The organism is Kitasatospora sp. NPDC057518 (assembly GCF_042802075.1).
Taxonomy (GTDB): Bacteria; Actinomycetota; Actinomycetes; order Streptomycetales; family Streptomycetaceae; genus Kitasatospora.
On sequence record NZ_JBHVEU010000011.1, the window covers coordinates 13,728 to 34,256 of the forward strand.

The following is a 20,529-nucleotide window of genomic DNA, read 5'->3' on the forward strand; positions in this document are numbered from 1 at the left end:
GGAGACGGATCCGCCGACCCGCCGGACCGGCGCCTGACCAGCCGTCTCCCGGCGTCCGCCGACCGGCCGGGGAAACCGGAACCCCGTCATCCGGAAGTGGCATGACATGACCGAAAGCAGCCACCGGGCTCCAGGGGGCCTTGTCCTCCCCGGCCCGGCGGGGTCTCCTGAAGCCCGTCAGAAGGTGCGCCCGCACGACTCATGAGGAGCCCTCGGTTCTATGGACGTCGAGGTCGGGGAAACGACGACGAGAACGGCGTTACCGGAAACCCGGTGGGAGACACCGGCCTACCTCTACGACCTGGCCGCCGTGAGCGACGCCCACCACCGGCTGGTGGGCTCACTGCCCGCCCCGGCCACCCTGCTCTACTCCCTCAAGGCCAACCCGCACCCCGCCGTCCTCGGCCGGCTGGCGGCGCTCGGCTGCCACGCCGAGGTCAGCTCGCCCGGCGAACTGCGCGCCGCCCTCCAGGCCGGCTTCCCGGCCGACGGGGCGCTCTACACCGGCCCCGGCAAACGCGACGAGGACGTGGCCGGGGCCCTCGCGGCGGGCGTCCGGCAGTTCTCCGTCGACTCCCCGCACGCCCTGGACCAGCTCGACCGGCTGGGCCGCGCCGCGGGCACGCGGGTGCGCGCACTGCTGCGGGTCAACCCGCCCGTCCCCCCGGCCGGGGCCGGTCTCGCGATGACCGGCGGCCCCTCCCAGTTCGGCGCCGACCTGGCCTGGGTGCTGGAGCGGCCCGAGCTCTTCGCGGACCGGGAGCACGCGGAACTGGCCGGCCTGCACCTCTACATGGGCAGCAACCTGACCCGGGTGGACGCGCTGCTCGCGGTGTTCCGCTACGGGCTCGACGTCGTGCGGCGGATCGAGACGGCGCTCGACCGCCGGCTCCCCGTGATCGACCTCGGCGGAGGCTTCGGCGCACCGTACGCCGTCCCCGGCGAACTGCCGCGGTTCGACGCGCTCAGGAGCCGGCTCGACGCCCTGCTCGAGGAGGGGCTCCCCGGCTGGCCGGAAGGGGAGCGGCGGGTCGTCTTCGAGTCGGGCCGCTACCTGACGGCGGGCTGCGGCCGGCTGCTGACCAGGGTGCTGGACGTCAAGCGCTCGCAGGGGCGGCGCGTCGTCGTCCTGGACACCGGCGTCAACCACCTGGGCGGGATGTCGGGGCTCCGCAAGGAGGACCGGATCGAGCCGCGCTTCCAGTGCGGTGACGATCCCCACGCGTCCGCCGTCCCCGACGGGACCATCGTCGCCGGCCCGCTCTGCCACCCGCTGGACGTCTGGACCAGGGACGCGCGCCTTCCGGACGTGGCCGTCGGAGACCTGCTGACGGTGCCGAACGTCGGCGCCTACGGCCTGCACGCGGGGCTGGCCCTGTTCCACTGCCACCCCATGCCGCTGGAGGTGGTGCTCGACGGGGAACGGGAGGTCGCCCGCGGCAGGTACGTCCTGGGCCGCGAGCGGAGCCCGCGGTGATCCGCGCCGTCCCCGGCCACCACCTCGTACACCCCGACCACCACCTCGTACGCCCCGACCCGGGCTCCGACGTCACGACCCGCATCGAGGCCCCCGCCACGGGCGCGTTCACCATCGTCATGCGCGACGACACCTCCTACTGCGTACGGACCCTGGGCCGCGCACCGGCCGGGTGCGGCACCGTGTCGCCGGGCGGCTCGGCTCCCGCCGTCGCGGAGGCCTACCGCGCCTTCCAGCGGGACCTGAGGGACGCGCTGCGCACGGTAGTGCCACGGCCCGGCGGCCTCCGGTTCCACCTGGTCGACGCGCACCGGCTCGAACTGGCGGTCCGCCGCCGGGTCACCGGCGGGCCGCCGGTGAGCCTCGATCCGCTCCTCGACCTGGCGGTCCGGCCGCTGCGGGTGTCCCGGGGCTTCCTGCTCGGCGGCCGCCGGCAGGTCGGGCTGGTGCCGCGGCCCGGCGCCGCCCCCATCCGCGACCAGATCGCCTCGCTGCCACCGGACCCGGCCGGGCGGGGCTACACCCTCATCGAGGACGACATCGCCACCGGCGGGACCGTCGCCGCCGTCATCCGCCTGTTCCAGGACACGGGACGGCGGGTCCGGCACGTCATCCCCGGTATCCGGCTGGGCGGTTCGGCACATTCCCCCATCCTGGGCGCCGCCGTCGACCCCGTGCTCCACTACCGGACCGCCGCCGGGCCGGACGGGCCCGCCCTGGAACTGCTCGACCCGAGGAACTTCCTGCTCGGCCTCTCGGGGCTCGTCGTCCGGCTGCCGGACGGAACGTGGGGCCGCACACCGTACTGGCTCCCCTTCGTCCGGACCTCGGCCCGGCTCGGCAGCCCCGCCGGGGCCGACCGGGAGTTCGCCGTCCTCATGCTGGAGGCCAACGCGCGCTTCTTCGCCCGCGTCGACCAGCTGCTGCGGCGCACCCTCCGGGTGGCCGACCTGCGACCCGACGCGCGCCGGCCGCTGTTGTCGCTGGGGATGGCGGAGCCGGGCGAGCCGGTCATATCCGTCCTGCGCAAACTCCTGACGGGGATGGACAGTTGGTCCGAACTGATCGCGGAGGTCGAGGAGCGGGGCACGGACGTGCCGGCCGGATCGGCCGCCCGGTGACCGGGCCCGGCCACGAGCCCTTCGCCGTGGTGCTCCTCGACGTCAACGGCACCCTGGTGCCCTCGGTCCCCAGCGGCCCTCCGGACGCCCTCGCCCTGCAGCGCTTCCGGCGGCTGGTGCGGCACCTGACCTCCGCGGGCGTCGCCGTGGGCCTCTGCTCGGACTCGCCGCTCCGGCAACTGCGGGAGTTCGGCACCCGGATCGGCCTGGGCACGGCGCCCGGGTTCCCGGTGATCGCCGAGAACGGCAACGTGGTCGCGATCGACGGGACCGTGCGCGTCACCACCCCGTTCCCGGCGCTGCGGAGCCTGCGCGCCGAGGTGGCGGAGGCGGCCGCCGCCCACGGACTGACCCGGGTCGGCGACGCGGTGGCCCCCGAGTTCGGGGGCCGGCCGCCGACCGGCCGCACCTGGGCCTTCGGGGCGAACCGCCTGGCGTCCGCCAGCGTCTTCGGGCCCCCGGACTTCATCCACGACGTGCGGCACCGGCTGACCGGCTGGAGCACCGGGAGCCGCGTCGCCGTCTCCGTCGAACTCGGTCCGGGCGGCTCGTACGCCGGGATCCACCCCTATCCGCGCACGGAGTCCGGAAAGCGCGTGGCCCTGGCCGGACTGGCCGCGCGCGACCCGAGGAGCACCCTCCTCGTCGGGAACTCGCCCGCCGACTGGGTCCCCGGGGTGCCGGGCGTCAGGTGCGCGTTCGTGGCGGACCCCGCCGTGCCCCGGCACGTACGGGACGCGGCCTGGTACGTCTCGCCGGCGGCCGACCTGGAGGGGGTCGTCGACGTCCTGGGGCACGTGCTCCGACGACAGCCGCCGGCACCAGGACCAGCCCGTTTCTGAGGAGGCCGATATGGTACGTGTCCGTGTGGGGGTCGTGGGCTGCGGGATGATCGCGCAGCTGGTGCACCTCCCGTATCTGGCGGCGCTGCGCGACCGCTTCGACATCGTGGCGCTCTGCGACCGGTCCTACGACCTGGCCCGGTCGGTGGCCGAGCGCTTCCACGTCCCGAACGCCTACGCGGCCGTCGAGGACATGCTGGCGAAGACACCCGAACTGGACGCGGTCCTCGTCCTCACCACCGACCACCGGGAACCGGTGCTCACCGCCCTGGAGCACGGCAAGCACGTGTTCACCGAGAAGCCCCTCGGCCACACGATCGCGGAGACCGAGGAGGTGATCGCCGCCGCCGACCGCACCGGCTCCAAGGTCATGGTGGGCTACATGAAGCGGTACGACAGCGGCGTCCGGCGGGGACTGGAGGAGATCGCGCGGATCACCCGGCCCGTCATGGCGAGGATCCACATCGTGGTGGGCCCCGAGTACGGGAACTGGATCATCCCCGAGCTGTCCCGGATCACCCGCCCCGGCGATCCCGACGGGGCGGCGGGGCCGGACGAGCGGCGCGGCCGGGTCGCCCGGGAGTTCGGCGCCGCCTCGCCCGAAGCGCTGGAAGCGTACATGGACATGTTCGGGGTGTGGAGCCACGACGTGAACGTCTACCGGGCCGCCTTCCCCGCGCCGCCGGCCTCCATCAAGGCGCACTGCTCGCCGGACGGCACGACGCTCACCGCCTCGCTCCTGTACTCCGACGGGTTCCAGTGCGTCTTCCAGGGCTCGTCCACCTCGGTCCGCCGGTTCGAGGAGAGCCTCACCGTCTGGGGCGAGGACCGCACGGTGATGCTGGACATCTCCAACCCCTTCCTGCCCAACGCGCCGTCGACCGTACGGATCTGGCGTGACGAGGCACCGGCGGGGCCGGGCGTCGGCAGGGGGGCGGCCGTGGAGGAGACCGTCACGGGGTCCTACGAGGAGGCGTTCAAGGCCCAGCTCGCGCACTTCCACGAGTGCGTCGGCGCGCCGGGAGCGCAGCCCCTCACCAACGCGCACGAGGCGCTCCTGGACACCCGGCTGATGATCGACATCGTCCGGGCAGCAACGGAACGGCCGTAGCGCCGTGAGCGGTTCCCCGCACGACCTCGACGGAGCACGGGCCGACGCCGGGACCCGGGCCGACGCCGGAGCACGGGCCGACGCCGGGGCGCGCCTCCACCGGCTGTTCGCCGAACAGGTGGCGCGCACACCGGAGGCGCCGGCCCTGCTCTGGCAGGGCCGGCGGATCTCCTACCGCCGGCTCCTCGACAGGTCCCACCAGCTCGCCCGGTTCCTGCTCGCCCGCGGGACCGGCGCGGGGGACCGCGTCGGGATCTGCCTGGAGCGGGGGCCGCACCTGATCAGCGCGCTGTTCGGCATCCTCTGGGCCGGCGCCGCCTACGTCCCGCTCGACCCCGACTACCCCGTCGAGCGGTTGCGGTACGTCCTGGAGCACAGCGGCGCCACCACCCTGCTGACGCGGAAGGGCCTCACCCCGCTCTTCGCCGACTACCGGGGCGGGATCGTCGACCTCGACGACGTCCGGACCCACCTCGACACGCTGCCCACCGAACCACCGGCCGGCTCCACTTCAGCCGGCTCCGGAGCGGACCCCGCCTACGTCATCTACAGTTCCGGCTCCACCGGCAGGCCCAAAGGCGTCCTGGTCGGTCACCGCTCGCTCGCGAACCACAGCTCCGCGGTGAACCGTCACTTCCGGTTCGGGCCGGGCGACCGGGTCCTGCAGTGCCGGCCCCTCGGCTTCGACGCCGCCGCCGAGGAGATCTTCCCGCCGCTCCTGCACGGCGCCGCCCTGGTCCTCGACGGCGACCCGCTCCGGCAGACGTACCGCGCCCTCACCCGGCAGGTGATCGACACCGGGACCACCTTCCTCAGTGTCCCCACCGCCTTCTGGCACGGCTGGGTGCGGGAAGAGGACTGCCTGGTCCGGCTGGCCGAGGAGTCGTCGCTCCGTCTGCTGGTCGTGGCGGGCGAGCAGGCGTCGCGCCACGCCCTGCTGACCTGGCGGGAACGGGTCGGCGAGCGGATCCGCTGGTGCAACGTCTACGGCCCGACCGAGGCGACCATCACCTCGACCGTCTTCGAACCGGGGGCCGACTGGAGCCCGGACCGCTTCTCCTCCGTCCCCATCGGCCACCCCGTCGCGAACGTGCGGTGCCACATCCTCGACGAGTCCCTGGCCCCCGTCCCGGCGGGCACGGTGGGCGAGCTGTACCTGGGCGGCGCGGGCCTGGCCATCGGCTACCTCGACGCGCCGGCCCTGACCGCGGAGCGCTTCGTGGCGGACCCGTTCCCCGGAGCGCCGGGAGGCCGCCTCTATCGCACCGGGGACCTGGCACGGTCGGACGCCGACGGCTGCATCGAGTTCGTCGGCCGCCGGGACCACCAGGTGAAGATCCGCGGCTACCGGGTCGAGCCGGGCGAGATCGAGGCGGTGGCCGGCGAACACCCCGCCGTCCGGGCGTGCGCCGTGGTGCTGGACGACAGCGACCCGGACAACCCGGCCCTGCGCCTTCACGCGGTCGTGAACGCGCACATGGCCCTGACGGAGCGGGAGTTGATCGGATTCCTCCGCCGGAGACTGCCGTGGTACATGGTTCCCCCCGGCGTCCGCTTCCTCGCGGAACTGCCCCTGACACCGCACGGGAAGATCGACCGCGCCGCCCTCACCTCCCCCGTGGACACCGGATCCGCCGACGCCGGCGCCGCGTACACCGCTCCGCGCACGCCGGTCGAGGCCGCGCTGGCGGCCATCTGGGAGGAGCTCCTCGACCGGCGCGACATCAGCGTGGACGCCGACTTCTTCCAGCTCGGCGGCCACTCCCTGCTCGCCGCCGGCCTGATCACCCGGATCCGTGCGCGGCTGAACGTCAGCCTTCCGGTCCGCGTGCTGTTCGAGTCCCCGACCATCGAGGGGCTCGCCGCGGCCGTGTCGGACGCCCTGCTCTGACCGCGCTCCCGCCGACCGTTCACACCCCACTTCCACTTCCACTTCCACCTCCACTTCCACCTCCACCTCCCACCTCCACCGACATCCGGAGTCATGGATGACCATCGACCTGTCGGATCCGCTGCTCTACCAGACCTCGGATCCGGAGCCGGTGTGGGCGCGGCTGCGCGCCGAGCAGCCGGTGTACCGGAACGAGCGGGCCAACGGCGAGTTCTTCTGGGCGGTCATGACGCACCGCCTGTGCACGGACGTGCTGACGGACCCCCGGGTGTTCAGCTCCGAGAACGGCATGCGGCTGGACTCCGACCCGCGGGTGCTGGCCGCGGCGGCGGGCCGGATGCTCAACGTCACCGACCCTCCCCGGCACGACAGGATCCGCAAGGTCGTCAGCTCGGCGTTCACGCCCCGAACGGTCGACCGGCTCGAAGCCACCATGCGGCGGACGGCCGCGCGCGCCATCGAGGAGGCGGTGGCCGAGGGCGGCTGCGAGTTCACCCGCGTCGCGCAGACGCTGCCCGTCTCGGTCATCTGCGACCTGATGGGGGTCCCGGAGGCCGACTGGGAGTTCATGGTCGACCGGACCCGCTTCGCCTGGAGCTCCACCGCGCTCGACGCGGCGGAGGAGGCCAGGAAGGTCCAGGCGCACACCGAGATCCTCTGCTACTTCCAGGAGCTGGCCGAGGGGCGGAGGAAGCAACCGCGGGACGACCTCCTGAGCGCCCTGGTGTGCGGCGAGATCGACGGGGTGCCGCTGACCGAACAGGAGGTCTTCTACAACTGCGACGCCCTGATATCCGGCGGGAACGAGACGACCCGGCACGCCACCGTGGGCGGGCTGCTGGCCCTCGCCCGCGACCCGGAGCAGTGGCGGATGCTCCGGGCGGACCCCGGCCTGATGCCCTCGGCGATCCAGGAGATCATCCGCTACACGTCCCCGGTCATGCACTCCCTCCGCACGGCCAGGGAGGACGTGGAACTCGGCGGGCGGCCCGTCCGCGCCGGCGACCACGTCGTGGCCTGGCTGCCGTCGGCCAACCGCGACGAGGAGGTCTTCGCCGACCCGGAGCGCTTCGACATCGAGCGCTCCCCCAACCGCCACCTGGGTTTCATCGTGGGCAACCACTACTGCATCGGCGCGGCGCTCGCCAGGCTCGAACTGACCGTACTGTTCCAGGAACTCACCCGGCGGGTCCGGACGGTGGAGGTCACCGGGCCGGTCCGTCGCCTGCGCTCGAACCTCCTCTGGGGGTTCGACTCGCTCCCGGTCGCGTTCGTCCCGAGCCTCGACAACCACTAGCGGAAGCCAATCCGAGGAGGCCGGTCACCAGTGCCCCGTACCGTGCGAAGAGACGCTCTCCTCCCCGACGCCCGGCGCACGGTGGAGACGTACGAGCGGAACCACGACACCCGCTTCACCCACCTGCTGCGGTTCGACCCCCAGGTGCTGGAGTCCCTGCACGCCCCGGGCGAACTGCCGGACAGCGTACGGGTCGCCTCCGACCAGCACCCCGGCGTGGTCGAGCGGATGGCGGTGGTCACGGCGGTCGCCAACCTCCCCGAGCAGCAGGAGGCGCACCGCCGCCGCTACCTCCGCGCCCTGCTCGACATCTACGGCATGCTGCCCGTCCGGGTGGCGGACGCCGCGTCCGTCCCGGGGGCGGTCGTCGTCGCACCGGAACGCGAGGGGCGGATCCTGGCCGAACTGCTCGGTGTGCTGCCCCGCCACCAGGGCTGGACGCCGCAGGCCAAGCGCATGCCCGCGGCCGGCGGCCTGCTGGTCGGCGTCGACCACCGGCTTCCCGCCCGGAGCGACCGGCTGGTGGTCGTCGACGGCGTCGTGGCCAGCGGAGTGACCCTCATGGCGGTGATGCACCTGACGGCCCGGCCGGGCGCCGCCGTCGACGTCTTCACCTGCCACGCGACCGCCGAGGGGGCGCTCGCGCTGGCCCGGTACGCGGAGCGGCGGGAGGTCTCGTTGACGCTCCACGTCGGCCACCTGTCGGGCGTCCTCGACGAGAGGTTCTACTCGGTGGACCCGGAGGACCGGGCGACCCTCCTCCTGGGCGACATCGGCGACACCATCAGCCCGGTCGCCCCGGGGACGTAGGGAGGCCGGAGCAGTACGGCGGCCGGGCCGCCGCCGTACCGCTCCTCCCCGACGGGCGGTCGCGCGGTGAGCGGGGCCGATTCGTCGTGACGGGCTTTCACACCGCGGGCGGCGGACTGCCAGACTGGTGCCGGGGGCCGGTCAGGGGCGGATGGCCACGGCGGCGAGGCAGGACGCCTCGGCGTCGCTGACGTGCGGGGCGTCCGGTTCGGGGCGCCAGCGGGGGGTGGAGGTGATGCCGGGGGCGAGGATGTCCCAGCCGGTGAAGAACCGGGCGAACTCGTCGGCGGCCCGGGCGCGGACCGGGTTGCCGTTGTCGCGGTAGACCTGCTCGATGCGGGCCGCGTCCTGGGGGGCGTAGTCGGGGGTGAAGTGGCTGATCACCAGGGCGGAACCGCGGGTCGGCAGCGCGTTCCCGAGCGTCTCGGCGATCTCGTGGGCGCCCTCGGGGACGAAGTGGAGCAGGGCGACGAGGCTCAGGGCGATCGGCCGGGTGAAGTCGAGGACGCCGGTGGCGCGGACCGCGTCCAGGAGGGCGTCGGGGTCCCGGACGTCGGCCTGGACGTAGGCGGTCCGCCCTTCGGGGCTGCTGCGCAGGAGCGCCTGGGCGTGGGTGAGGACGATGGGGTCGTTGTCCGCGTAGACGATCCTGGCCCGCGGTTCGATGCCCTGGGCGATCTCGTGGAGGTTGGGCGAGGTCGGGATGCCGGTGCCGATGTCGAGGAACTGGGTCACGCCGCCGCGGGCGAGCGCGCGGGTGGCGCGGTGCATGAACGTCCGGTTGGCGCGGGCCGCCGACCGGGCCTGGGGGAAGACCGCGAGGGCGTGCCCGGCGGCCTCCCGGTCGGCGGGGAAGTTGGTCGTGCCGTCGAGGAAGTAGTCGTAGATCCGCGCCGAGTGCGGGCGGTGGATGGCGAGGTTGACCTCGGCGCCCGGCGGAGTGGCGCTGTCGTCGTGCTGCTCTGCTGCCATGGTGCGTTGTCCCCCTGCGTCGGCGTCATGTCGTGCCCGCAGGCCGGCGCGCCACAACCCGTGGCGCGGCGTGGCGAACCCTTGCGCGGGCCATCGTTCAGCTCAACGTGACGATATCTGATCGCATGTGACTGATCACCATCTGACAAGTCATCACATGCCAGTTCATACAAACCTTTTTGGGATCCCCTTCACATCAGGCTTTTCAGGACGATTGGATGTCCGTACGGAGGACGGCCGTTCTCCACCTGACTCCACCGTTCCCGACCCCCGGGTCGGCCGAACGTCGTCCGCACGGGCGACGAGGAGGATCATTTGACCAGCGACGACGAGTGGGCAGCCGTGCGCCCCACTCATCGGCTGTCCTACCAGGCTTTCTGCGACAGCCGCGAAGAGACCTGGCGCGGAGTCGCCTGGGCCCGGTTGCACGACCAGGAACTCGTCGACCAGGCGGTCCGCAGCACCCGCCGGGAACTGGGGCAGGACTGGCTCGGCGCGCTGAGCCAGCCCGACATCGAGGCCCACGCCTGGATGATCGCCAAGCGGTGCATCGCCGACCGGGAGATGAGCGCCGGCCAGGCCCCGCCCAGCGCGGTCGTCCCGGACTGGATCGTCGCCATCCGAGGCGCCCACGCCCTGGCCCGCGTCAGCCTGGAGAACCTCGACAACGACTACGAGGAGCTCTACAAGGCGATCCTGCGGCTGCCGGAGCGCCAGTACGACATGATCGTGCTCCGCTACATGCTGGACATCGACTACCCGACGATCGCCACCTACCTCGGCATCACCGAGACCAACGCCCGCACCACCACCAGCCACGGCCTGGCCAAGCTCCGCCGCCTCCTCGGCACCGACACCACCATGGGGGACATGCAGTGACACGGGGACACGACCGCCGGGCAGCCACCCCCCGGGACCGGTACGACGGGAACGGCGACGGACCCGACGGACCGGTCGAGCTGCCCGACGGCGTGTCCGGTCCCGACCTGCGCCGACTCGTCCGCGCCCGCGCCCCCCTGGGCGCCGAGCACCTCCAGGCCCGCCACGAACTCGACCTCGCCGCGACCCTGATCATCGCCCAGCCCGAGGCCGCCGACTCCCTGGAGGCCCTCACCAACAGCCGGCGCCGCATCCACCCCGGCGGCGCGCTCGTCCTGGCCGCACTGCTCCACCTCGCCGGACACGACGACGGCTGCCAGTTCTGGCTGCAGTTCGCCGCCGGCGGCGGCAGCACGACCGCCGCCAGCTGCCTCTCCTTCCTGCACGCCGCCCGCGGCGAGTTCCGCGACGCCGACTACTGGCGCAACCAGGCCGACCAGCTCGCCGCCGAAGCCCGTAACCCGGCCGCGCCGCCCGCGCCCTGGCCCGGCCGGCCGCTCCCCCCCGCCGTGTGGGCCGACACCCTCGCCGCCTGCCACGACGGCCTGACCCTGCGCCTGCCACCGCGCGTGGCCGCCGTCGTCCACCAGCTGCCCGTCGCCACCGACGACGAGGACCACGGCGAGATCCCCCAGCCCTCCCCCACCCTCGTGGACGACCTCGCCCACGCCTCCGCCCCCGCCGCTCGCGCCTGATCCCCGACCCGCCCCGCCCGGGCGGTCGCGCCGCAGGTGGGCGGATCCGGCCATCTAAGATGCCTGAGTCACTGGTACGGGCCCAAACCTCCGTGCCGGCGGCGCAGGCCATGTCCGATGCGGTGACGGCGAGACGAGGGAGCACCGGTGCCCAGCCAGCGGTCCATCAACGAGGCGGAGCGGCTCGTCCAGGCGAAGCTCGGCGGCATTCCGATCCGCCGGGAGCGGATGGCCGCGGTGGCCAACATCTACCGGGCCGCGTCCGCCGTCCGGCAGCACCTGGAGAACTCCGTGCTGCGGGGCTCGGACCTGACCTGGACCGCCTTCGTGGTGCTGTGGGTGGTGTGGGTCTGGGGCGAGTCCGAGACCCGGCACGTCGCCGAGGAGGCGGGGATCTCCAAGGGGACGCTGACCGGGGTGTCCCGCACGCTGGAGTCGCGCGGGCTGCTGCGGCGCACCGACCACCCCACCGACGGACGGCTGGTGCTGCTCGCGCTCACCGAGGAGGGCGAGGAGTTCATGCGCGAGGTGTTCCCCGCGTTCAACGAGGAGGAGTCCTTCGTCACCGGCCGGCTGAGCGACGCGGAGTGCGTCGGCCTCGCCGACGGGCTGCGGCGCGTGGTGCTCCAGGTCGAGGAGTCGGGCGAGGAGCGGCGCCGCTCGCTGCTGAACGGCGAGGAGCCCGCCCCGCGCCGCAGCGGCCGGCGCGCCCGCCGGTAGGACTCAGTCGGCGGCCCGCACCAGGGCGTCGAAGAGGCGCTGCTGGGCCGGGTCCTCGTGGGCGGTGTCCTCGGGGTGCCACTGCACGGCGGCGAACCAGCCCTCGTAGTCGGGGAGTTCGACGGCTTCGACGGTCCCGTCGGCGGCCCGGGCGGTGACGGCCAGGCCCTCCCCGAGGCGGTCCACGTGCTGGTGGTGGTAGCAGGACACCCGGACCTCCCCGGCGCCGGTGATCCGGGCCAGCGCGGAGCCGGGCGCGAGCGGGACGGGGTGCCGCAGGTGGCGGTGGTCCCGTCCGGGGCCGCCCATGTCCTGGTGCAGGGTGCCGCCGAGCACCGTGTTGACCACCTGGAGTCCGCGGCAGACGGCCAGCAGCGGCAGTCCGCTCGCGAGGGCCCGCCGGGCGAGTTCCAGGTCGAACGCGTCCTGCTCCTCGTCCACGTCGTAGACGGCCTCGTGGGCGTCGGGCGCCCCGTAGCGGTGGGGTGCCAGGTCGCCGCCGCCGGGGAGCAGCAGCGCGTCGAAGCGGGAGAGCCGGGCGGCGACCTCCTCGGGGTCGGCGGCGCCGCCGGGCGCGTGCGGGTGCAGGGTGGCGGGCTCGCCGCCGGCCCGCCAGACGGCCTCGACCAGCGCGCGGGCGTTGACCTCCGCGGCGTACCGCAGCGCGGAGGTGGTGGCGGCGAAGCGGGCCGGCACGGCGATCAGCGGGCGGCGGGCCGTGGGCGGGCGACGGGTCACAACTGGATCCAGGTGGTCTTGAGTTCGGTGTACTTCTCCAGCGCGTGGGCGGACTTGTCGCGTCCGTTGCCGGACTGCTTCATGCCGCCGAAGGGCACGGTGAGGTCGCCCTCCTCGTAGCAGTTGACCCAGACCGTGCCGGCCCTGAGGGCGCGGGAGACCCGGTGGGCGGTGGACAGGTCGGAGGTCCACAGGCCGGCCGCGAGGCCGTACTCGGTGGCGTTGGCGAGGGCGACGGCCTCGTCGAGGTCGTCGAAGGCGAGGACGGAGAGCACCGGGCCGAAGACCTCCTCGCGGGCCAGCCTGCTGTCGGGAGCGACCCGGTCGAAGACGGTCGGTTCGAGGTAGGAGCCGCCGGTGCCGGTCAGGGTGCGCCCGCCGCCCGCGCGCAGGCGGGCGCCGTCGTCGAGGGCGGTGCGGACGTGGCCGAGCACCCGGTCGAGGTGGTGCTCGCCGACCAGGGCGCCCATCTCGGTGGCCGGGTCGAGGGGGTCGCCCACCCGCAGGGCGCGGGCGCGCGCCACGACGGCCTCGGTGACCTGCTCGGCGACGGAGCGGTGGACCAGCAGCCGGGAGGGCGCGGTGCACATCTCTCCCTGGTTGAAGAAGATGCCCCAGGCGGCGGTGGCCGCGGCCCGCTCCAGGTCGGGGGCGTCGGGCAGGACGATGTTGGGCGACTTGCCGCCCAGCTCCAGCCAGACCCGCTTGAGGTTGGAGTCGGCGGAGTAGCGCAGGAAGTGGCGTCCGACGGCGGTCGAGCCGGTGAAGGCGAGGACGTCCACGTCGGGGTGGAGGCCGAGGGCGCGGCCGGCCACCGGTCCGTCGCCGGCCACGACGTTGAGCACGCCCGGCGGCAGCCCGGCCGCGAGGCCGATCCGTCCGAGCAGCAGGGCGGACAGCGGGGAGTGCTCCGAGGGCTTGAGGACGACCGTGCAGCCGGCGGCCAGGGCCGGGGCGATCTTCCAGCCGGCCAGGGTGAGCGGGAAGTTCCACGGGACGACCGCGCCGACGACCCCGGCGGGCTCCCGGGTGACGAGGGCGAGGGCGTCGGGCGCGGTGTGCGGGGACTCGTCGGTGAGCTTGTCGGCGAGCCCGCCGTACCAGCGGAAGGTGGTGATGACGGCCCGCAGTTCGATGTCGTGGGCGTCGGTGACCGGTTTGCCCATCTCCAGGCTGATGGTGAGCGCCAGTTCGGTCCGCCGCTCCTCCAGGAGGTCGGCGAACCTCAGCAGGATCCGTCCGCGGTCGGCCGGGGAGAGCCGCGGCCAGGGGCCGTGGTCGAAGGCGCGGCGGGCGGCGGCGACGGCCGCGTCGACCTCGGCCGGGCCGGCGTCGGCGGCCTCGGCCAGCACCCGGCCGTCGCGGGGCGACACCACGCGGAACGCGCCGTCGCCGGGTTCGTCGGCGCCGTCGATCAGGTGGGTGACGGCCGGTTCCAGCGCCTCGGCCCGGCGCAGCCAGTCGTCGTGGGTGGCGAGGGTCATCGGGTCCTCCGGAGCACGTGGGTGCGGGGTGGGTGGCGCGCGCCCTGCCTGCGGGCGCGCGCCGGGGAAAGCGCCAGCCGGGCAAAGCGCCAGCCGGGGAAGGTGTCGACCGGGGAAGGCGTCGACCGGGGGCGCGTCAGCCGGTGCGTCGGCGCCGGATGCGCTGGTTGGCCACGCCGAGCGCCATGACGACCGGCACGGACAGGACGAGCCACAGCGCGGTACCGGCCTCGCCGCCGATCAGGGTGGTGAAGTTGGCCAGGATGAGCCAGATGGCACCGGCGATGCCGAGCGCGCCCAGCACGGGGGCGATCACGGTGTTCCACAGCCTGGTGTCGACCCGTCGGCGGCGGAAGTACACCACGACGGACACCGAGGTGAGCAGGTAGAGCAGCATCATCGCCAGGACGGCGAGTCCGCTGAACCAGGAGAAGAGGGTGAGCACCGGGTCCTTGCCGGCCAGCGCGAAGGGCACGACCAGGAGGACGGCGATGGCGGTCTGCACCCGGCCCGCGACCGCCGGGGCGTGCCGCCGGTTCAGCCGGCACAGCGGCGCGGGCAGCTGCCGGTCCCGGCCGAGGCAGAACAGGTACCGGCTGGCGGAGTTGTGGAAGGTCAGGACGCCGGCGAACAGCGAGGTGGCGAGCAGGACCGGCAGGACGCCGCCGATCCAGCCGCCGAACAGGTCGGCCACGGGGGCGAAGACGAACCCGGCGGAGTCTCCGGCGGCCACCGCCTTGGCGGCCGCCGCGGGGGCCTTGGCGGCACCGTACGCGGAGATCAGCATCCACGAGGTGAGGGCGAAGAAGACGGTGACCACGGTCACCGAGAGGTAGGTCGCCCTCGGTACGGTCTTCTTGGGCTCCTTCGCCTCCTCGCCGTAGATGGCGGTGGCCTCGAAGCCGAACATCGAGGCCAGGGCGAACATCACGGCGACGCCCGGCGCGCCCTGGAGGGCGGCCGACGGGGAGAAGCTCTCGGCCACCCCGAGCCCTTCCGGCCCGCCGCCCTTGACCAGGGTGACCACGCCGAAGACCAGCAGGATGCTGAACTCGGCGAGGACGAACGCGGCCAGCACCCGGGCGCCCATCTCGATGCCCAGGGCGCCGAGGGCCTGCACCACGGCCATGGTGACCAGGGTGTAGACCCACCACGGGAGGTGGAGCGGGGTGTGGTCGGAGACCAGCCCGCTGACGATCGAGCCGTACAGGCCGTACATCGCCGCCTGGATGACGCAGTAGGCGAACAGGGCGACGCTCGCGCTGCCCGCGCCGGCGGCCCGGCCGAGGCCGGTGCCGATGTACGTGTAGAAGGCTCCGGCGTCCACGACGTGCCGGCCCATGGCGATGAACCCGACGGAGAAGAGCAGGATCACCGCCCCGGCCACCACGTAGGCCGCGGGGGTGCCGGAGCCGTTGCCGAGGGCGACCGAGATCGGGGCGGCGCCGGCGATGCCCGTCAGCGGGGCCTGGCCGGAGAGGACGAAGAAGAGGATGCCCAGGACACCCAGGGCGTTGGGTTTGAGCGTGGCCGCGGTGGGGGCGTCCCGCTCGGTCCGTTCGGAGGACGTCGTCCGACTGTCCACACGGATCACCTGCCAGGTCGAAGTGGGGGAAAGTCCGGAGAGGGTCGTTTCAGGTCAAACGAGTTGCCTCATCGTGGGGCGGCGCCATGCGTTTGACAAGGGGTCGGGAAGCAGGAAAGAGGGGGTGGTAGGGCGCGGCGTCAGCGCCCGTCGGGCTCCTCGACCAGCCCGGCCAGCAGGCCCCTGAGCTCCGCCAGCGCCTCCTCGGTGGCCTCCCGCTCACCGAAGACCAGCTGGTGCAGCACCAGGCCCTCCAGCGCGGCGAAGACCAGCCGGGACATGCCACGGCTCACCGGGCCGGGCAGGATCCGGCCCAACTCGCTCCGGCTGGCCTCGAAGTACTCCTCGTAGAGGCCGCGCAGGTGCGGCAGCAGCTCCGGCCGGCGGCGGGCCTCCAGCAGCAGCTCGTACTGGAAGGCCTGCACCTCGGGACCGGACTCGACCATCTCCACGAGACCGGTGGCGAAGTCGGCCGCGGGGCCGGTGCCGACGCCGAGCGCGCTGACGCTCAGCGAGGAGCGGATGGCGTGGGTCAGCGCCTCCTCGATCAGCGCGTCCCGCGTACCGAAGTAGTGCACGACGAGCCCGTGGGTGACACCGGCCTCCTGGGCGACGGCCCGGTAGGTGAGCTTGCGCAGACCGCCCCGGGCCACCACGCGCACGGCGGCGTCCAGCAGGGCCGTCCGTCCCGTCCCGTAGTTCGTCACGCGCTTGCGGGGGCCGCGCTCGACGGTGGTGGGCTTGACGGGATCGGTCATGTGATCGACCCTACCGGCGCGCACCGGTCAGCGCTTCGGCGGCCGGATGCCGCGGAACTCCCAGTCCCCGCCCAGGGCGGTGGACAGCACCTCCTCCGACTCCGTGGGCTGCGCCCCCACGTCGGTGCGCACCGGGGTCGGCCCGGCGACGATGCGGTTGGCGAGCCGGCCGAGGCCCTCCACCTCGACCTCGACGAGGTCCCCGGGCGCCACCGGCCGGGAGTTGGCCGGGGTGCCGGACAGCAGCACGTCGCCGGGGTACAGGGTGATGGTGCGGGCGATATCGGCGACGAGGTAGTGCATGTCCCAGGTCATCTCGTCGGTGGAGCCGTCCTGGACGACCTCGCCGTTGACGTAGGTCCGCAGTCGCTTGCCGTGGAAGTCCCAGTCGGTGACCAGCCCGGGGCCGAGCGGGCACAGGGTGTCGGAGCCCTTGACCCGGAGCATGGAGCCGGCGTCGGTGTCCCGGAAGTCGTGCAGGCCGTAGTCGTTGGCCACGGTGTACCCGGCGATGTACTCCCCCGCCTCGGCCGGGGAGACGTTGCGCGCGGTGCGGCCGATCACGATGGCGACCTCGCCCTCGTAGTTGAGCCACTTGCAGCCCTCGGGGCGGACGACCGCGCCCCGGTGGGAGTTGAGCGCCGAGGTCGGCTTGTGGAAGTAGGTGGGGCTGTCGGGCAGGCCGATCCGGAACTCCTCCACCCGGCTGCGGTGGTTGAGGTGGACGGCGATCACCTTGGAGGGGACGACGGGCGGCAGGTGGTGGGCGTCCTCGGCCGCGACGCGCCGGCCGTCGCCGGCCACCAGGTCGTCGCCCTCGCGCACGGTCTGGACGGCGGCGCCGTCGAGCAGGATGCGGCGGTACTCGGGCATGGCGGGGCCTTTCTAGCGGAGGCTGTGGGGGTTGCGCGGGCCGGCCGAGGCGGCGGACGGGCCGGTGCCCGTCCAGCCGCCCTGCGGGCGGTCGAACCAGAGGTGGGCCTGGCCGGTGCCGATCGCGTTCTCGTACTCGCCGTACTGGCGCGCCGTCGCGGTGCAGGCCCGTTCGCCGAGGGCGCCGGCCATCATCAGGTAGTGGGAGAACCCGGCCTCGGGCCGGTGGCGCCGGAACTCGTCCATGGTGTCGAGGACCCGGTCGTGGCGGCCCTCCTTGAACCAGGCGATCCGTTCCCGGTCGGCGGCCCGGGCCTCGGGGGTGAAGATGTGCGCCGGGTCGCCGGACTCGTGGTCGCGCAGCTCGCGCAGCGGCCAGAAGGTGTGGGACAGGGCCCCGGAGGCGATCAGCAGCACCCGCCGGCCCGGGGTGGCGGCGATGCCGTCGGCCAGGGCGCGGCCCAGCCGCAGGTGGTCCTCGGCGTCGCCGGTCTGGCAGACGCCGATGGTCACCCAGCGCTTGTCCGGCAGGCCCTCGCCGAGGAACTTCCACAGGTTGACGGTGGCGTAGTAGATCGGCAGGTACGCGTCGTCGACCGGGGTGATCCAGGTGCCGTGCCGGTCGGCGAACGAGGCGATGGCGTGGGCGAGTTCGGGGTCCCCGGGGAAGTCGTACGGCATCCGGCACATGCCGCGCGGCAGCTCCTCGGAGGTGAACAGCCCGGCCCGGCGCTGCTGGGCGGTGACCACGAACTCGACGGTGGTCGCCCAGTGGGAGTCCAGGACGACGACGGTGTCGTAGTCCGCGCGCTCGAAGACCTCCTCGCGCAGCTGCCGCAGGCCGGTGACGAGGGTGATCTCCCGGCCGTCGTTCAGTCGGCGCCTGGTCTCCTCGGGCAGCACGATGGTGGGCACGTGGGCCAGCAGGCCGGCCCCGACGATCTCACCCATGGCTGGTCCACCCCTTCGGCGAGGTGACGGTGTTCTTGACGTCGCAGTAGAAGTCGAAGCTCCAGGTGCCGCCCTCGCGGCCGACGCCCGAGTGGCGGGAGCCGCCGAACGGGGCCTGGAGGTCCCGGACGAAGAAGCAGTTGACCCAGACGGTGCCCGCCACCAGCCGCGCGGTGACGCGGCGGGCGCGCTCCGGGTCGCCGGTGGCCACGGTGGCCGCCAGGCCGAAGCGGGTGTCGTTGGCCAGCCGGACGGCCTCCTCCTCGGTGCCGAAGGTCTGGAGGGTCAGGACGGGGCCGAAGACCTCCTCCTGGACGATCTCCGCGTCCTGGGCGACGTCGGTGAGCAGGGTCGGCGCGTAGTACCGGCCGTCCCGGGGCCGGCCGCCGATCACGGTGCGGGCGCCGGCCGCGACGGCCCGCCGGACGAAGCCGTCGATCTTCTCCAGCTGGCGGGGGTGGACGGTGGGGCCGATGTCGGTCGCCTCGTCGCGCGGGTCGCCCTGTACGAGGCGTGCGGCCCGCTCGACGAAGCGCCGGGTGAACTCCTCGGCGACCGTCTCCTCGACGAGGAGGCGGGTGGCGGCCAGGCAGACCTGGCCGGCGTTGTCGTACTGCTCCACCGCGAGGTCGACGGCGAGGTCCAGGTCGGCGTCGGCGAAGACCAGCAGCGGGGACTTGCCGCCCAGTTCGAGGCTGAGCGGGGTGAGGTTGGCGGCGGCCGACGCGGCGATCCGCCGGGCGGTCGGCACGGACCCGGTGAAGCTGATCCGGCGCACGTCCGGGTGCGAGGTGAGGGCGTCGCCGATCTCGGAGCCGTACCCCTGCACCACGTTGAGGACGCCGGCCGGCAGCCCCGCCTCGGCGGCGATCCCGGCGAGCAGCGAGGCCGTCAGCGGCGACCACTCGGCGGGCTTGAGGACGACCGTGTTCCCGGCCGCCAGGGCCGGGGCGACCTTCCAGGTGGCCAGCATCAGCGGGGCGTTCCAGGGGGTGATCAGCACGCAGGGGCCGGCCGGGTCCCAGCTGACGTGGTTGGTGTGGCCGCGGGTGTCGAAGTCCTCGTGGCCGAGCCGCAGCAGCCAGTCGGCGAAGAAGCGGAAGTTGTGGGCGACCCGGGGCATGACGCCGCGGCGGTGCGAGCGCAGCAGGGCGCCGTTGTCGGCCGTCTCCACGACGGCCAGCTCCTCCAGCCGGCGCTCCACGCCGTCGGCGACGGCGTGCAGGAGGCGGGCCCGCTCCTCGCGCGGGGTGGCCGCCCAGGCGGGGAAGGCGGCCTTGGCGGCGGCGACGGCGGCGGCGGCCTCCGTCGCGGTGCCCCGGGCGATCTCGCCGAGGACGGCGCCGTCGACGGGCGAGACGTCGGTGAAGGTGCCGGCGGAGGCGACGCGTTCGCCGCCGATCCAGTGCCGGGTGTCGACGGCGACCCCGGCGACGGTGGTGGTGTGTTCGCTCATGTCCTGCGCTTCCTCGTGTCTCCGGGATCCTCGTGGGCGGTGCGGCGGGGGGTCACTCGGCGCCGGAGGTGCCGGACTCCAGCAGCCGGCCGCCGTCCCACACCACGCCGACCTGCCGGTAGTAGGCGGCGATCGGCTCGCGGACCTCCAGCCGGGCCAGTTCCTCGGTGGGCGCCTCGAACAGCTCCAGCTCGGCGTCGCCCACCCAGGGCTGCCCGGCCTCGAAGGAGGCGGCGCCGGACTCGACCAGCTCGTCCAGGGCGAGGCCCTTGCCCTTCTCGATGGAGGGCAGCCAGCGGTGGTGGAGCATCGGGTGGCCGTTGACGAAGCCGTTGCTCTCCGACGGCTCGCGCAGCGTGACGACGGCCTGGGCCAGGCGCCGGTCCGCGGCGGCGAGGGTCGCGCCGAACCGGGCACCGGCCTCGATCCGCGGGGCGGGCCCGTACGGGTGCGGCCGGGTCTGGTGGATGGAGCCGAGCTTCTTCGGGTAGCCCTGGTGCAGCCCCCGGGCGATCGCGAAGTCCTTGTCGACCCAGATGTGCGCGCAGCGGCTGTATGTCCGCCCCCGGTACGCGCAGCGGACGACGGCGAACGCCTCCTTGTACTGGGCGCGCACCGGGTCGAGCAGCTCCCGTCCGGAGTCGGAGCAGGACTGCCAGTCGGCCCAGATCAGCGCGACGGCGCCCGGGTCCTCCTCGGCGAGTTCCAGCGGCTCGGGCAGCAGCTCGCGCACCCGGGCCGGGTCGGTGCGGTACTCGACGGTGAGCAGGTCGCCGGAGTAGCGCCACGGCGGCGGGGGGATCAGCGACGAGTCGCCGGTCGCCGTCTTGGGGTGGAAGTATCCACGGACACTGGCCACTTGGGGTTCC

The 20,529-nt window shown here is 73.7% G+C and carries 19 protein-coding genes; 10 read left to right on the plus strand and 9 right to left on the minus strand.

Features of this window, described 5'->3' with window-relative positions; all coding sequences use genetic code 11:
• Positions 1-220: 220 nt before the first annotated feature.
• From ACFU7Z_RS02265 to ACFU7Z_RS02295, 7 genes are all read left to right on the plus strand, one after another.
• Positions 221-1,477 carry a type III PLP-dependent enzyme gene (locus ACFU7Z_RS02265; RefSeq protein WP_380775396.1) on the plus strand — a complete coding sequence of 419 codons (1,257 nt, stop codon included), beginning with the start codon at positions 221-223 and terminating at the stop codon, positions 1,475-1,477.
• The gene (locus ACFU7Z_RS02270; RefSeq protein WP_380775397.1) at positions 1,474-2,598 is read left to right on the plus strand and encodes a hypothetical protein; all 1,125 of its coding nucleotides are present in this window, start codon (positions 1,474-1,476) and stop codon (positions 2,596-2,598) included. The genes ACFU7Z_RS02265 and ACFU7Z_RS02270 overlap by 4 nt, the downstream gene beginning before the upstream one ends.
• Positions 2,595-3,440, plus strand: a complete 846-nt coding sequence (locus ACFU7Z_RS02275) for a hypothetical protein (protein WP_380775399.1) — start codon at positions 2,595-2,597, stop codon at positions 3,438-3,440. Before ACFU7Z_RS02270 ends, ACFU7Z_RS02275 begins: the two co-directional genes overlap by 4 nt.
• A gap of 10 nt (positions 3,441-3,450) precedes the next feature.
• Positions 3,451-4,551, plus strand: coding sequence for a Gfo/Idh/MocA family protein (locus ACFU7Z_RS02280; protein ID WP_380775401.1), 1,101 nt, complete (start codon positions 3,451-3,453; stop codon positions 4,549-4,551).
• A 4-nt stretch (positions 4,552-4,555) separates the two neighbouring features.
• Positions 4,556-6,442 (plus strand): amino acid adenylation domain-containing protein, encoded by a 1,887-nt coding sequence (locus tag ACFU7Z_RS02285; protein WP_380775403.1) that lies wholly within the window; start codon positions 4,556-4,558, stop codon positions 6,440-6,442.
• 97 nt (positions 6,443-6,539) lie between these two features.
• The gene (locus ACFU7Z_RS02290; RefSeq protein ID WP_380775405.1) at positions 6,540-7,739 is read left to right on the plus strand and encodes a cytochrome P450; all 1,200 of its coding nucleotides are present in this window, start codon (positions 6,540-6,542) and stop codon (positions 7,737-7,739) included.
• Positions 7,740-7,769: 30 nt separating this feature from the next.
• On the plus strand, positions 7,770-8,549 hold the full coding sequence (locus tag ACFU7Z_RS02295; RefSeq protein ID WP_380775408.1) for a hypothetical protein: 780 nt from the start codon (positions 7,770-7,772) through the stop codon (positions 8,547-8,549).
• A 141-nt stretch (positions 8,550-8,690) separates the two neighbouring features.
• Here the strand turns inward: ACFU7Z_RS02295 and ACFU7Z_RS02300 are convergent, their stop codons facing one another.
• Positions 8,691-9,521, minus strand: a complete 831-nt coding sequence (locus ACFU7Z_RS02300; RefSeq protein WP_380775410.1) for an SAM-dependent methyltransferase — start codon at positions 9,519-9,521, stop codon at positions 8,691-8,693.
• Positions 9,522-9,836: 315 nt separating this feature from the next.
• On the opposite strand from ACFU7Z_RS02300, the gene ACFU7Z_RS02305 reads away from it, so the two are divergent.
• From ACFU7Z_RS02305 to ACFU7Z_RS02315, 3 genes are all read left to right on the plus strand, one after another.
• On the plus strand, positions 9,837-10,400 hold the full coding sequence (locus ACFU7Z_RS02305; RefSeq protein WP_074005214.1) for an RNA polymerase sigma factor: 564 nt from the start codon (positions 9,837-9,839) through the stop codon (positions 10,398-10,400).
• Complete coding sequence (locus tag ACFU7Z_RS02310; RefSeq protein ID WP_380775412.1) at positions 10,397-11,095, plus strand: hypothetical protein; 699 nt, start codon at positions 10,397-10,399, stop codon at positions 11,093-11,095. The genes ACFU7Z_RS02305 and ACFU7Z_RS02310 overlap by 4 nt, the downstream gene beginning before the upstream one ends.
• Before the next feature lie 147 nt (positions 11,096-11,242).
• The gene (locus ACFU7Z_RS02315; protein ID WP_375877031.1) at positions 11,243-11,815 is read left to right on the plus strand and encodes a MarR family winged helix-turn-helix transcriptional regulator; all 573 of its coding nucleotides are present in this window, start codon (positions 11,243-11,245) and stop codon (positions 11,813-11,815) included.
• Positions 11,816-11,818: 3 nt separating this feature from the next.
• Here the strand turns inward: ACFU7Z_RS02315 and ACFU7Z_RS02320 are convergent, their stop codons facing one another.
• The 8 genes from ACFU7Z_RS02320 to ACFU7Z_RS02355 form a co-directional block, all read right to left on the minus strand.
• Complete coding sequence (locus ACFU7Z_RS02320; RefSeq protein ID WP_380775414.1) at positions 11,819-12,553, minus strand: gamma-glutamyl-gamma-aminobutyrate hydrolase family protein; 735 nt, start codon at positions 12,551-12,553, stop codon at positions 11,819-11,821.
• Positions 12,550-14,037 carry an aldehyde dehydrogenase gene (locus ACFU7Z_RS02325; RefSeq protein ID WP_380775416.1) on the minus strand — a complete coding sequence of 496 codons (1,488 nt, stop codon included), beginning with the start codon at positions 14,035-14,037 and terminating at the stop codon, positions 12,550-12,552. Before ACFU7Z_RS02325 ends, ACFU7Z_RS02320 begins: the two co-directional genes overlap by 4 nt.
• Positions 14,038-14,173: 136 nt before the next feature.
• Complete coding sequence (locus ACFU7Z_RS02330) at positions 14,174-15,622, minus strand: APC family permease (RefSeq protein ID WP_049650721.1); 1,449 nt, start codon at positions 15,620-15,622, stop codon at positions 14,174-14,176.
• A 140-nt stretch (positions 15,623-15,762) separates the two neighbouring features.
• Positions 15,763-16,380, minus strand: a complete 618-nt coding sequence (locus ACFU7Z_RS02335) for a TetR/AcrR family transcriptional regulator (protein ID WP_074005210.1) — start codon at positions 16,378-16,380, stop codon at positions 15,763-15,765.
• 27 nt (positions 16,381-16,407) lie between these two features.
• A complete protein-coding gene (locus tag ACFU7Z_RS02340) occupies positions 16,408-17,253 on the minus strand; it encodes a fumarylacetoacetate hydrolase family protein (protein ID WP_074005209.1) in 846 nt (281 codons plus the stop codon).
• A 12-nt stretch (positions 17,254-17,265) separates the two neighbouring features.
• A complete protein-coding gene (locus ACFU7Z_RS02345; RefSeq protein WP_049650718.1) occupies positions 17,266-18,204 on the minus strand; it encodes a 3,4-dihydroxyphenylacetate 2,3-dioxygenase in 939 nt (312 codons plus the stop codon).
• On the minus strand, positions 18,197-19,660 hold the full coding sequence (locus ACFU7Z_RS02350; RefSeq protein ID WP_380775418.1) for an aldehyde dehydrogenase: 1,464 nt from the start codon (positions 19,658-19,660) through the stop codon (positions 18,197-18,199). Before ACFU7Z_RS02350 ends, ACFU7Z_RS02345 begins: the two co-directional genes overlap by 8 nt.
• A gap of 52 nt (positions 19,661-19,712) precedes the next feature.
• Complete coding sequence (locus ACFU7Z_RS02355) at positions 19,713-20,519, minus strand: acetoacetate decarboxylase family protein (protein WP_380775420.1); 807 nt, start codon at positions 20,517-20,519, stop codon at positions 19,713-19,715.
• Positions 20,520-20,529 lie beyond the last annotated feature (10 nt).

Coding starts and splice junctions, on each gene's coding strand:
- ACFU7Z_RS02335 (WP_074005210.1), bottom strand. CDS start 16,380: ATGACCGATCCCGTCAAGCCCACCACCGTCGAGCGCGGCCCCCGCAAG.
- ACFU7Z_RS02325 (WP_380775416.1), bottom strand. CDS start 14,037: ATGACCCTCGCCACCCACGACGACTGGCTGCGCCGGGCCGAGGCGCTG.
- ACFU7Z_RS02350 (WP_380775418.1), bottom strand. CDS start 19,660: ATGAGCGAACACACCACCACCGTCGCCGGGGTCGCCGTCGACACCCGG.
- ACFU7Z_RS02345 (WP_049650718.1), bottom strand. CDS start 18,204: ATGGGTGAGATCGTCGGGGCCGGCCTGCTGGCCCACGTGCCCACCATC.
- ACFU7Z_RS02300 (WP_380775410.1), bottom strand. CDS start 9,521: ATGGCAGCAGAGCAGCACGACGACAGCGCCACTCCGCCGGGCGCCGAG.
- ACFU7Z_RS02290 (WP_380775405.1), top strand. CDS start 6,540: ATGACCATCGACCTGTCGGATCCGCTGCTCTACCAGACCTCGGATCCG.
- ACFU7Z_RS02340 (WP_074005209.1), bottom strand. CDS start 17,253: ATGCCCGAGTACCGCCGCATCCTGCTCGACGGCGCCGCCGTCCAGACC.
- ACFU7Z_RS02280 (WP_380775401.1), top strand. CDS start 3,451: ATGGTACGTGTCCGTGTGGGGGTCGTGGGCTGCGGGATGATCGCGCAG.
- ACFU7Z_RS02265 (WP_380775396.1), top strand. CDS start 221: ATGGACGTCGAGGTCGGGGAAACGACGACGAGAACGGCGTTACCGGAA.